The 12,168-nt window shown below is 59.1% G+C and carries 12 protein-coding genes; 6 read left to right on the top strand and 6 right to left on the bottom strand.

The window, feature by feature from the left end; all coding sequences use genetic code 11:
* The first annotated feature begins 49 nt into the window (after positions 1 to 49).
* Both ACYX4K_RS10450 and rhlB read left to right on the top strand, forming a co-directional pair.
* Positions 50 to 676: an HvfX family Cu-binding RiPP maturation protein gene (locus tag ACYX4K_RS10450; RefSeq protein ID WP_475092184.1), complete on the top strand. Its 627-nt coding sequence runs from the start codon at positions 50 to 52 to the stop codon at positions 674 to 676.
* A 166-nt stretch (positions 677 to 842) separates the two neighbouring features.
* Positions 843 to 2,381: an ATP-dependent RNA helicase RhlB gene (gene rhlB, locus ACYX4K_RS10445; RefSeq protein ID WP_475092186.1), complete on the top strand. Its 1,539-nt coding sequence runs from the start codon at positions 843 to 845 to the stop codon at positions 2,379 to 2,381.
* Positions 2,382 to 2,452: 71 nt separating this feature from the next.
* Here rhlB and ACYX4K_RS10440 read toward each other — a convergent pair whose 3' ends face one another.
* The 6 genes from ACYX4K_RS10440 to gatC form a co-directional block, all read right to left on the bottom strand.
* Positions 2,453 to 3,331, bottom strand: a complete 879-nt coding sequence (locus tag ACYX4K_RS10440; RefSeq protein ID WP_475092187.1) for a PPK2 family polyphosphate kinase — start codon at positions 3,329 to 3,331, stop codon at positions 2,453 to 2,455.
* Between the two features lie 241 nt (positions 3,332 to 3,572).
* Entirely contained in the window at positions 3,573 to 4,475 is a 903-nt protein-coding gene (gene cysZ, locus ACYX4K_RS10435; protein WP_475092188.1) for a sulfate transporter CysZ, read from the bottom strand.
* A 3-nt stretch (positions 4,476 to 4,478) separates the two neighbouring features.
* Positions 4,479 to 4,775 carry a PA4642 family protein gene (locus ACYX4K_RS10430; protein ID WP_475092189.1) on the bottom strand — a complete coding sequence of 99 codons (297 nt, stop codon included), beginning with the start codon at positions 4,773 to 4,775 and terminating at the stop codon, positions 4,479 to 4,481.
* A 427-nt stretch (positions 4,776 to 5,202) separates the two neighbouring features.
* Entirely contained in the window at positions 5,203 to 6,681 is a 1,479-nt protein-coding gene (gatB, locus tag ACYX4K_RS10425; protein WP_475093933.1) for an Asp-tRNA(Asn)/Glu-tRNA(Gln) amidotransferase subunit GatB, read from the bottom strand.
* 6 nt (positions 6,682 to 6,687) lie between these two features.
* Entirely contained in the window at positions 6,688 to 8,142 is a 1,455-nt protein-coding gene (gatA, locus tag ACYX4K_RS10420) for an Asp-tRNA(Asn)/Glu-tRNA(Gln) amidotransferase subunit GatA (protein ID WP_475092190.1), read from the bottom strand.
* Positions 8,143 to 8,204: 62 nt separating this feature from the next.
* Positions 8,205 to 8,492, bottom strand: coding sequence for an Asp-tRNA(Asn)/Glu-tRNA(Gln) amidotransferase subunit GatC (gene gatC / locus ACYX4K_RS10415; RefSeq protein ID WP_475092191.1), 288 nt, complete (start codon positions 8,490 to 8,492; stop codon positions 8,205 to 8,207).
* A 365-nt stretch (positions 8,493 to 8,857) separates the two neighbouring features.
* Between gatC and ACYX4K_RS10410 the strand changes: the two genes are divergently transcribed.
* The 4 genes from ACYX4K_RS10410 to ACYX4K_RS10395 all read left to right on the top strand — a co-directional run bounded on the left by ACYX4K_RS10410 (position 8,858) and on the right by ACYX4K_RS10395 (position 12,162).
* Positions 8,858 to 9,892, top strand: coding sequence for a rod shape-determining protein (locus ACYX4K_RS10410; RefSeq protein WP_043318714.1), 1,035 nt, complete (start codon positions 8,858 to 8,860; stop codon positions 9,890 to 9,892).
* A 167-nt stretch (positions 9,893 to 10,059) separates the two neighbouring features.
* Positions 10,060 to 10,851, top strand: coding sequence for a rod shape-determining protein MreC (gene mreC / locus ACYX4K_RS10405; protein WP_475092192.1), 792 nt, complete (start codon positions 10,060 to 10,062; stop codon positions 10,849 to 10,851).
* Between the two features lie 4 nt (positions 10,852 to 10,855).
* Entirely contained in the window at positions 10,856 to 11,335 is a 480-nt protein-coding gene (gene mreD, locus ACYX4K_RS10400; RefSeq protein ID WP_475092193.1) for a rod shape-determining protein MreD, read from the top strand.
* 173 nt (positions 11,336 to 11,508) lie between these two features.
* The gene (locus ACYX4K_RS10395) at positions 11,509 to 12,162 is read left to right on the top strand and encodes a Maf family protein (RefSeq protein WP_476178691.1); all 654 of its coding nucleotides are present in this window, start codon (positions 11,509 to 11,511) and stop codon (positions 12,160 to 12,162) included.
* Positions 12,163 to 12,168: the final 6 nt, after the last annotated feature.

Here is a 12,168-nt window from a genome sequence, read left to right as displayed (position 1 = left end):
GTGAACAGTATGTTACTGAATTCAGTATTGTCGAAAACGGGAGCGGATTATGGATGGGGCACACAGCGGGTTCAATCGGATTTACAGCTGTTTTCTGCACGCACTGCGGCCATTGAGTGGATTGGGCCCACTGGCACTGCGCCTGTTTCTCGGTCCAATCTTTATTCTCGCAGGCTGGAATAAAATCACTGGCATCGACGATGTGGCGGCCTGGTTTGGTAACCCTGACTGGGGCCTGGGGCTGCCAGCGCCGCTGTTGATGGCGTGGCTGGCGGCGTTGACCGAGTTTTTCGGTGGTATCGCCCTGGTACTGGGTTTGGGGGTGCGCCTCGCTGCCATTCCGCTGATGTTCACTATGGCGGTTGCCGCGGTAACGGCGCACTGGCAGTACGGGTGGCACGCGCTGCCGGAGCAGACGCTTACCATGCCCTGGGAGTGGCGCAAGGATCTGATTGAACAGGCGGTGGTTCGCAAGGATAAGGCGGTAGAGCTGCTCAAGGCGCACGGCAACTACGAGTGGCTGACCGAGGCGGGGAGCTTCACCGTGCTCAAGAACGGAATCGAGTTTGCGGCCACTTACTTTGTCATGCTGCTGGCGCTGTTGTTTACCGGTGGCGGACGCTACGTGAGTCTGGATTACTGGATCGCCCGCCGGCGGGGACTATTGCGGGATTGATAGCCGGTGATGACAGAGACAGTGGAGTTTGCGCCAGTAACTCGCAATTCGCATATAGATGATATACTCGCCGATTATTTAACCCGTTTCCGTGGCCCGCTGGTCACGGCTGCAACCCCGGCCCGGCCACTTCCGGCCCCGCTGGCGCAATTGAGCGAGCAATCTTTTGATAGGCAAGTTTTTCCGTCGTTCCGCTGAGCAATCAGGCGCAGACAAGTCTGACAACGCATCCAAAGGGCAGAAGCCCGAGTCCAAGAAATCCGCTTCTGGCTCTGAAAAGCGCGTCGCAGAGGGCGGCAAAGCGGACGGTCGCTCCGGCGGTCGCCAGCGCAACCGTCGCCGCGGCGGAGATGGTGGCGGACAGGGCGGTCGCGACAAGCGCAAAGACACTCGCCAGAAGGCACCGGAAAAGCCCTGGAGCCTGGACGAGTTTCAGGTTCCGGAGCAGGAAGGCAAGGTGCGCTTCCACGATCTGGATCTGCCGCTGCCGCTGATGCACGCCATCGCCGACCTGGGTTTTGAATACGCCTCGCCCATTCAGGGCCAGTCACTCCCCCATACTCTCAATGGCCACGATCTGGTGGGCAAGGCCCAGACCGGTACCGGCAAAACCGCGGCCTTCCTGATTACCGTGATCGACGATCTGCTCAAGAACCCGTTTGAGGGCGAGCGCTACGCCGGCGAGGCCCGCGCGCTGATCATCGCGCCGACCCGCGAGCTGGTGATGCAGATTGCCGACGACGCCAAGGGCCTGTGTAAATACACAGATCTTGAAATCCACACCCTGGTCGGCGGTATGGATTACCAGAAGCAGCAGAAAGCATTGAATGAGCGCCTGGTAGACATCCTCGTGGCCACCCCCGGTCGCCTGCTGGATTTTGTCAGCAAGCGCGACTGCTTCCTCGATCAGACCGAGATACTGGTGATTGACGAGGCGGATCGCATGCTGGATATGGGCTTTATCCCCGATGTGCGCCGCATTGTGCGCCAGACCCCGCGCAAGACCCACCGTCAGACCATGTTCTTCTCCGCCACGTTTACGCCGGAAGTGGACGATCTGGTCGATCAGTGGACTTCCGAACCGGTGATCGTGGAAATCCAGCCCGAGCGCGTGGCCACGGACACCGTTACCCAGCATGTGTATCTGGTGTCCGGTGACGAAAAGTACCCGCTGCTGTTCAACATCGTGCAGCAGGACGACGTGGAAAGCCTGATCGTGTTCGCCAACCGCCGCGACCAGTGCCGCCGTCTGCACGAAAACCTTTTGGCTCACGGTATCAACGCTGGCCTGCTGTCCGGGGAAGTGGCGCAGAACAAGCGCGTGCGTACCCTGGACGACTTCAAGACCGGCAAGTCCAAGGTACTGGTCGCCACCGATGTGGCGGGCCGCGGTATTCATATCGACGGCATCAGCCATGTGGTGAACTACACCCTGCCGGAAGAGCCGGAAGACTATGTGCACCGCATCGGCCGTACCGGCCGCGCCGGCAAGAGTGGCACCTCCATCAGCTTCGCGTGTGAAGACGACGCCATGCGTCTGGAACCCATCGAGGCATTGCTGGGCAGTAAGCTGAAGTGCGAAGTGCCTCCGGAAGAGCTGCTGGTAAAACCGCCCAAAGTCCACGTGAAGCGCAGCAGTGGCGACCGCAATGACCGCGGTGGCAACCGCGGCGGGCGCCGTGGTGGTGGACGTCCACGCCGCTAAGTTCTTTACCGCTTGTGGCGCCCTGGGCATTCCATTCCGGGGCGCGCTCATCCCCTTTTCTGTTTGCTTTCTCAGTCCCCCTGAAGCTGCTTGCGGTATTCTCTGAGTTCCTTTCGGCGTGCTTCGGATACTTTCGGGTAGCGCATTTCCATTTCATTGAGCGCCTGAAGTACCGCGCTTGCCACGATCAATCGCATATTCATTTTGTCGTCCGCCGGCACCACAAACCAGGGGGCGTGGGGGGTGGCGGTTTCATTGATCATGTCTTCGAAAGCATCCTGATACTGGTCCCAGTATCTGCGTTCTTTCAGGTCCGCTTCGGAAAATTTCCAGTTCTTATCCGGTTCGTCAATGCGGGAGAGGAACCGGGTGCGCTGCTCGTCGCGGGACAGGTTGAGAAAAAACTTGAGGGTTACGGTGCCATTATCGGCGGTATAGCGTTCCATGGTACGGATCGCTTCAAAACGGCTGGCAAACAGGGCATCGAGATCGCGGGTCTGCTCCCCGGGAATTTTCTGATATTGAGTCACCAGTTCCGGATGTACGCGGCACACCAGTACTTCCTCGTAGTAGGAGCGGTTAAATACACCAATATTGCCGCGTCTGGGCATGGCCACGGAGGTGCGCCAGAGGAAGTTGTGCTCCAGCTCCGTTTCACTGGGGCGTTTAAATGATGTGATTTCCACACCGTGGGGATTGACGCCGTTGAACACCGCGCGAATGGTGCCGTCTTTTCCGGCGGCGTCCAATGCCTGAAAAATACTGAGCAGACTGTAGCGGTCGTGGGCATACATGATCCGCTGGCGCTCGTCGATCGCCTTGCGCAGTTGCCGTATTTTCTTCTTGTAGTCTTTTTTATCGCGATACAGCGGGGTCATCCTGGTGGGGCAGGCGCCCTTGCGGTAGCGGTTGTCACCCTCGAAGCGGATTTTACCCCAGTCGATTTCCATAAGCCCTGTCTGCCTGCGAGATTGCCTGGTTTCAGGTAAAGCTTAGTGGTCCATGCGGAAAGTTGTGTAACTGTTCGCTTCGCCAAAGTGCCCAGCTCTGCGTTGAGAAAGCTTGAAGTAGAACCACTATTCCTGCGCTTTCTCGCCTTGATCTGAACACTTTGGCTGTGCTCCTTAGTTACCGAACTTTCCGCATGGTCCACTAGTCAATCACAGCACGGCAGAGGGCTGGCGGTGCCTGTTATCTTTTGGGGCCGTCGATTCCCTTGGGCCATTTCTTTTTCTCACGAGTCTGGGAAATGGCGGGGCTCACATCACCGCCACCATTGGGTCCCTGGCCGGGATCGCCTTCGGTCCAGATTCGCTCCACCCACAGCGCGGTTCCGCCCGCCACCGCCGCGGGCATGACAAAGATGTTCAGGATCGGCACCATTTTCGCCAGCATCACCGCACCGCCGAAACCGAGGGTGGTGAACTTCTTGCGCATCAATACACTTTTCAGCTCGCCGAAAGAGCGCTGGTGGTTGTCGAGGGGGTAATCCACATACTGAATCGCCATGCACCAGGCGCCCCATAGCGCACCGAGAATAGCCGGGATAAAAACGGTCCAGCTGGTAAGCAGGGCGATCACGAAAATCACGAGTCCCCAGCCAATAAAGTACATCAGTTTGCGCAGTTCGCGCCCCAGGGTGCGGAATACCATGCTGTGCAGGGCTTCCGGGGGCGGTGGATGGCCAGTGAGGAGTTCTTCGACTTTTTCCGCGAGAAAGCCGTTAAACGGTGCGGCGATAATGTTGGTGATTATGCCGAACAGGTAGCCGTACACGAAGAAGAACAGCAGTACCACGACGATGGCGATCAGCCACGCCAGCCACTGGAATACACTTGCGGCCCAGTCTGCGCCCTTGGCGAGAATCGCACGCCACCAGGACATATTGGAGGTGTCGACGGGGGTATCGGACAGGAGGCTGCCGATATACTGGCCGAGGTCGTCGAACTGGCTGATCATCAGGGCACCCAGTGCGATAAACAGCACCAGGTTGATGAGCAGGGGAATAATAATAAACGGGCGCAGCTCTTTCCGGGTAAGCAACTGCGCCCCCCGGATCAGTGCGTGTACGCCATGTGCCGGGTTGGAGGTCATGGGTTACTGCGCTCCCGCGGCCTTCAGGATGTTGGCGTAATCCGCACTCTGCTCATGCTCGCCAATTCGCGCCAGCAGTGTCTGGCCTTCCGGGCTCTGGCTGTCCAGATCCAGTCCCTGCTCTTTGAACAGGCGCACGAAGGTTTCAAAATTCTCTGCTTTCATACCGCGGTAGGCGCGCTCCAGCAGGTAGAAATCTCGATTAAATCCTTCCGGTGCCTCACCTACCAAAAATCCGGCGATACGCTCATCGTCGAATACTTCACCGAGGACTTTTTGCTTGTCTTTTTTCAGGCTCACTTGTTAATTCCTTTCGTGGTCTGTTTCTAATCTCTTGCTCGTTGTACCTCCGCTCCATGTCGGGCGGTTTGGTGGCGGCGCTGCCGCCGGTATTTGTTTGCGAAACACGTCGTGAACCCATCCATGGGGACTCTTCCGCGAGGTCCCTCTCGCGGAAGGTTTCGCAAACAAATCCCGGCGACATCGTCTTCGCATCAAACTTTAGAGTGCTTGGTTAGCTCGTCGAGTTGATGCGAAGAGCAATTGTTCAAATCTAAGGGCGAGTGCCGGGTAAGACTTTTCGAAAGCGTCGGCGACAGGGACGTCGCCGACGCAGCGTACAGGGATGTATTCCCAGGGGGACGCCCAGTCCGGTTTCGAAAAGTCTTACCCGGTGCTTGGCCGCCACCGGGCCTGCAACAAAGCGGACCCGATAACGTGGACCAACTTATAAAAGTGCGTCCAATTTATCCTTCAGAATCTTGTTGATCATCTGCGGGTTTGCCTGTCCCTTGGAGGCCTTCATGATCTGGCCAACAAAGAAACCCATCATTTTCGGGCGCTTGTCGGGGGCGGCATTGCGGTAGTTCTCTACCTGAGAAGTAGAGGCTGCGATCACATCGTCTACCAGCTTCTCGATAGCACCAGTGTCGGAAACCTGCTTCAGGCCCTTGGCCTCGATTACCGCGTCCGCATCACCGTCACCATTCGCCATTGCTTCAAAAACCTGCTTGGCAATCTTCGAGGAAATGGTGTTGTCCTTGATGCGCGCAATCAGACCCGCCAGATGCTCCGCAGAAACCGGAGAATGGTCGATGGACTTTTCCTCACGGTTTAACAGCGCCGCCAGTTCACCCATTACCCAGTTTGCAGCCAGTTTCGGCTCGCCGGATTTTGCCGCCACCTGTTCGAAGTAATCCGCAGTGGCCCGCTCCTGGGTCAACTGATCTGCATCGTAGGCGGACAGACCATAGTCTTTCTCAAAGCGCGCACACTTCGCATCCGGCAATTCCGGCAGTTCGCCGCGCACCTGCTCCACATAATCGTCCGTCAGAACCACCGGCAGCAGATCCGGGCAGGGGAAATAGCGGTAATCGTTGGCCACTTCCTTGCTGCGCATGGAGCGGGTTTCGTTTTTGTCCGCATCGTACAGGCGGGTTTCCTGGGTCACCTTGCCGCCGTCTTCGATCAGGTCGATCTGGCGCTGGGCTTCCACTTTGATCGCCTTCTCGATAAAGCGGAAGGAGTTCAGGTTTTTGATCTCGGTGCGGGTACCCAGTTCCTCTTCGCCTTTCAAACGCACGGAAACGTTGGCGTCACAGCGCAGGGAACCCTGGGACATATCGCCGTCGGAAATGCCGAGGTAGGTGACGATGCTGTGGATTTTTTTCAGGTAGGCAACCGCTTCCGCGGCGCTGCGCATATCCGGTTCGGATACGATTTCGATCAGTGGTGTGCCGGCGCGGTTGAGGTCGATGCCGGACATGCCGTGGCCAGAATCAAAAACAGCATCGTGTAAAGACTTGCCCGCGTCTTCTTCCAGGTGCGCATGGTGCAAACGCACGGTTTTGCTGCTGCCATCTTCCAGGTGAATTTCGATCTGGCCCTCGCCGACGATCGGTTGTTCCAGCTGGGTGGTCTGGTAGCCCTTTGGCAGGTCAGGATAGAAATAGTTTTTGCGCTCAAACACCGAGCGCTTGCCGATTTCCGCATTCATGGCGAGGCCGAACATCACCGCATAGCGGAAGGCCTCTTCATTGGGGACCGGCAGGGTACCCGGCATGGCCAGGTCGACCGCGCAGGCCTGAGTGTTCGGCTCGGCACCAAAGGCGGTGCTGGCGCCGGAGAAAATTTTTGATTGGGTGGCCAGTTGCACATGCACTTCCAACCCGATGACGACTTCCCATTCCACGTCGCTTCTCCTTATTCCTACTTATTCTGCTGCCGGGGCGGTTTGCTGATGCCAGTCACTGGCTTGCTGGAACTGGTGCGCGACGTTGAGCATGCGCGCCTCATTCAGGTAGTTGCCAATGATCTGCAGGCCAACGGGCAGGCCGTGGGCGAAACCGCAGGGGATGGACATGCCGGGCAGGCCGGCCAGGTTGGTGGCGATGGTGTAAATGTCTTCCAGATACATGGCCACCGGATCGGCATTTTTCTCGCCCAGCTTGAACGCCGGGTTGGGCGCGGTGGGGCCCATGATGACATCGACCTTGTCGAAGGCGTCGACAAAATCCTGTTTGATCAGGCGGCGCACCTGTTGGGCCTTGTTGTAGTAGGCATCGTAGTAACCTGCGGACAGGGCGTAGCTGCCCACCAAAATGCGGCGCTTCACTTCCTCGCCGAAACCTTCGCCGCGGGAGCGCATATACAGGTCGCGCAGGTCCGCCGGGTTTTCACAGCGGTAGCCGTAGCGTACGCCGTCGAAGCGGGACAGGTTGGCGGAGGCCTCGGCCGGGGCGATCACGTAGTAGGCTGGCACGGCAAGTTTGCTGTGGGGAAGACTGATTTCCACGAGTTCCGCGCCGAGCTTTTCGTATTCTTTCAGTGCTTCCTGCACGCGCGCACCCACTTCGCTGTCTAGGCCCTCGCCAAAGTACTCGCTGGGTACGCCGATCTTCAGTCCCTTGACGGAATCGTTCAGGTTGGCGGTGTAGTCCTGGGTCGGACGATCCAGGCAGGTGGAGTCTTTTTGGTCCGGACTCGCCATCACTGACAGCATCAGTGCGGCGTCTTCTGCGGTGCGGGTTATGGGGCCGCCCTGGTCGAGGCTGGAGGCGAAGGCAATCATGCCCCAGCGGGATACGCGGCCGTAGGTAGGCTTCAAACCGGTGGTGCCGGTCATCGCTGCCGGCTGGCGGATGGAGCCGCCGGTGTCGGTGGCGGTGGTGCCCGGTACCAACAGCGCGGCCACCGCGGCGGCGGACCCACCGGAAGAGCCGCCGGGAATGCGCTCCACATTCCACGGGTTTTTTACCGCGCCGTAGAAGCTGGATTCGTTGGAGGAGCCCATGGCGAACTCGTCCATATTGGTTTTACCCAGGCTGACCGCACCCGCCTGTTGGAAGTTATCCACAACGGTGGCGTCATAGGGAGGCACGAAGTTGTCGAGCATCTTCGAGCCGCAGCTGGTGCGCACACCATTGGTGCAGAAGATGTCCTTGTGGGCGATGGGTACACCGCACAGGGCCGGGGCGTCGCCCTGGGCCAGGCGGGCGTCGGCGGCGGCGGCTTCTTTAATCGCCTGGTCGCCGGTGACGGTAATGAAGCTGTTGAACTGGCTGTCCAGCTGCTGGATACGCTCCAGCAGATGGCTGGTGATCTCGACGCTGGAGAACTGTTTGTCGCGCAGGCCGCGAATAATCTCGGCGATGGTCAACTGATGCATTGGAAATCCGGTTTCTTGTCTATTCTGTATTCGCTCAGGGTGGTGAGATGGTCGATAGGCTCTTAATCGATCACCTTGGGCACCAGATACAGGCCCGCTTCGGTCTGTGGGGCCAGGGCGAGGAACTCTTCGCGACGGTTGGGCTCGGTGACTTCGTCTTTGCGCAGTACCTGCACTTCGTCCAGGGGGTGCGCCATAGGCGCGACGCCGTCGGTATTGACGGCCTGCAACTGGTCCACCAGTTGCAGTACATCGCCCAGGCGGCTGCTGACTTCGTCTATGGTTTCTTCGGAAATGGCGATGCGGGCCAGTTCGGCCAGCTTTTCAACGGTTTGCGCGTCCACGGCCATGGGGATAGAGACTCCAGCTTCTCATTGGCTAATTTGCGGCCAGGCCCGGAATCAACGGGGCCGGCGGGATCAGAAGGAGCGCAAATTTAGCATATCTGTGGTGGAATCTCTTTATGCTTATTTATTAAGGGGCTCCTGAGCCTTGCTCTGAACCCACGCCGTTGTTAGAGTTTGCCGATTCTGGCCAGGCTACGACTGTGTCTGGCTAACTTGTCGAAAAGCGGACGAAAACGCCGTCCGGAACACAGAATTATTTGCGTGGACTAATTACCCTGTGGCGCATCTTCGCCCGGGGCTTCTGTCGGCGCCCGCGGCACCCGACCCGGATTGGGTGTTGTACATCAGAATTAAGGTAACCGAATTCCATGTTTAAACGTTTGCGGGGCATGTTCTCCAGTGATCTCTCTATCGACCTGGGTACTGCCAATACGCTGATTTACGTGCGCGATCGCGGCGTAGTCCTCGATGAACCCTCTGTTGTTGCCATTCGCCACTACAACGGCACCAAGATCGTGGAAGCGGTAGGTGTTGAGGCGAAGCGTATGCTGGGCCGTACCCCGGGTAACATCACCGCCATCCGCCCGCTCAAAGACGGCGTGATCGCAGACTTCCAGGTCACCGAGAAGATGCTGCAGCACTTCATCAAGAAGGTGCACGAGAACAGCTGGATGCGCCCGAGCCCGCGGGTTCTGGTATGTGTCCCCTGTCAGTCCACCGAAGTGGAACGCCGTGCGATTCGCGAATCCGCCCTGGGCGCCGGCGCCCGCGAGGTGTGGTTGATTGAAGAGCCCATGGCCGCCGCCATTGGTGCCGGCCTCAAGGTAGAAGAAGCCAGCGGTTCCATGGTGGTGGATATCGGTGGTGGTACCACCGAGATTGCGATCATCTCCCTGAACGGTGTGGTCTACTCCGATTCCGTGCGTATCGGCGGTGACCGCTTTGACGAGGCCATCGTCAACTACGTGCGCCGCAACTACGGCAGCGTCATTGGCGACGCCACTGCCGAGCGCATCAAAGAAGAAATCGGCTGTGCCTACGCCGGCAGCGAAGTGCGCGAAATCGACGTGCGTGGTCGCAATCTGGCGGAAGGTGTACCGCGCAGCTTTACCCTGAACAGCGACGAGATCCTGGAGGCGCTGCAAGAGCCCCTGACCGGTATCGTGCAGGCGGTGAAGAGCGCGCTGGAACAATCTCCCCCCGAACTGGCTTCCGATATCGCCGAGCGCGGTATGGTACTGACCGGCGGTGGCGCACTGCTGCGCGACCTGGACCGTCTGCTGATGGAAGAGTCCGGCCTGCCGGTGATCGTCGCCGACGACCCGCTCACCTGTGTTGCCCGCGGTGGCGGCCAGGCGCTGGATATGATGGACAAGAGCCGTCTGTATCTGGTCTCCAACTGATAGATTCTGCCCGAACGATGGCGGTGCTTAAGGAGTGAGCACCGCCGCTGCACCAGCCCACGGAATGGCGCCACAGCCAATAACAACAGTACTGCTGAACTGGTCAATGGGAGCCGCCCATTAAACCGCTATTTACCCGAGGTCCGTCACCGGAATCCCGCATTATCGTGCTGGGCGCCCTGGCGACGGCGCTGATTCTGGTCAATATCTACACCGACTGGCTGGACCCGGTGCGCGAGCGCCTCTCCAGTCTCGCCGCGCCTTTCTACTGGATTACCGGAACCCCGTCCCGTGTGGGTGATTGGGCCGGTGAGCAGCTGCGCACCCGCGAAGAACTGGTGGAAGAAAACAGCCGCCTCAAGCACCAGGTGATGCTGCTGGAGCAGCAGACCCAGTTACTGGCCGCGGTGCGCGCGGAAAACACCCAGCTGAAAGAGCTGATGAATTCTGCCGAGAGTGTGGACCAGCGCGTGTTGGTGTCCCAGGTGATTGGCGTTTCGCCGGATCCGCTCGAGCACGTACTGATCATCGACAAGGGCCGCTCCGATGGGGTGCAGCAGGGTGCGGCGATCATGGATGCCAGCGGACTGCTGGGGCAGGTGATCGAGGCCGGGGACTTTTCCAGCCGGGTACTGCTGATCACCGATGCCAACCACGCGCTGCCGGTGCAGGTGCTGCGCAACAGTGTGCGCGCGGTGGCCGAGGGCACCGGCGACCTGTACCGCCTCAAGCTCCGTCACCTGGCCAATACCAGCGATATCCGCGAAGGGGATCTGCTGTTGAGTTCTGGCCTCGGTGGCCGCTTCCCTGCGGGTTACCCGGTGGGTGAAGTGATTTCCGTCAAGCGCGACCCGGGCCGTGCCTTTGCCGATGTCGACGTGCAACCCCGGGGCCTGATGAATCGCAGCCGCTTTGTGCTGGCGGTGCTGAGCGAGCAGCCCGCGGAAGAGCAGAACTGATCCCATGGATGCCCACAATCGCTGGTTTATCCTGTTCACCTTTATCGTCGCACTGCTGCTGGCGGTGATGCCGCTGCCCACCAACTGGCTGTGGTTTCGTCCGGCCTTCTGCGCGCTGCTGGTGATCTTCTGGACGACCCGTATGCCCCAGGAGCTGGGTGTGGGTTTTGCCTGGATGGCCGGGTTGGCCGAAGATCTGGTGACCGGCTCTACACTCGGGGCCCACGCACTGGCCCTGGGGGTGCTCGCGTATTTCAGCCTGCTGACCTATCGGCGCACCCGCGCCTTCAATCCCGGGCAGCAGTTGATGTGGGTATTTGTACTGGTGGGAATCAATCAGTTGCTGGGTAACTGGGTGCACAGCCTGGCGGGCAAGCCGGTGCCCGGACTGACGTTCCTCTGGCCGGCGCTGACCACGGCGCTCCTCTGGCCGCTGGTGACACCCTGGTTGCACCGGATGGCCTCAAGTTTGAGGATTCGCTAACCCGTTTCATTCAAGCTCTATCGGCGGACGATCGTCTAAAAATGGTGACTGAAAAATAGTGTTAAGTGTCCGCAGAGTGCGGTTATTTTTCGAGCGCGGCCGCTATAATCAGGCCTTCTGATCGGTATTCAGCTGATCGATATTCAGCAAACACATAATCATAAGCGTTGCCCGTGCCTTCATCCGATTTCCGACAGCCCAGCCCATCCCCGCGCCTGATCCTCGCCTCCGGCTCTCCCCGGCGCGCCGAACTGTTGATGCAGATCGGGGTGCCGTTTTCCTCCGCCGCCACCTCTGTGGAAGAAGTCCGCCAACCGGAAGAGTCCGGGCGTGACTATGCGCTGCGGCTCGCCCAGGAGAAATCCCGCGCCGGTCTCGCACTGGTGGAAGGTGATGCCACTGTCTGGTCACTGGGAGCGGATACTCTGGGGGTGGTAAACGACGAAATACTGGAAAAACCTCGGGATTTCACCGATTTTGCCCGCATGATGCGCCTGATGTCCGGCCGTGAGCATTCGGTACTCACCGCCATCTGCCTCACCGGGAGCGATCAATCCTTCAGCGATGTGGTCGAAACCCGGGTGCGCTTCCGCGCGCTGGATCGCGAGTTGATCGAAGGCTACTGGAATACCGGCGAGCCCCAGGACAAGGCCGGGGGTTATGGCATCCAGGGCATGGGCGCACTGCTGGTGGAATCCATTCATGGCAGTTACAGCAATGTAGTGGGGCTGCCGCTGGAAACCCTGGCCGGGTTTTTACAGCGGGCGGGCATTCCCTACTGGCAGTTTGACAAGCGCTCGACCGGCGCGGATGCAGGGACGATTTAGGAGTTA

The organism is Microbulbifer sp. ABF4_107, from assembly GCF_056312215.1.
Note: the sequence above shows the minus strand (reverse complement) of the source record. Positions and strands in the feature narration are given on the sequence as shown.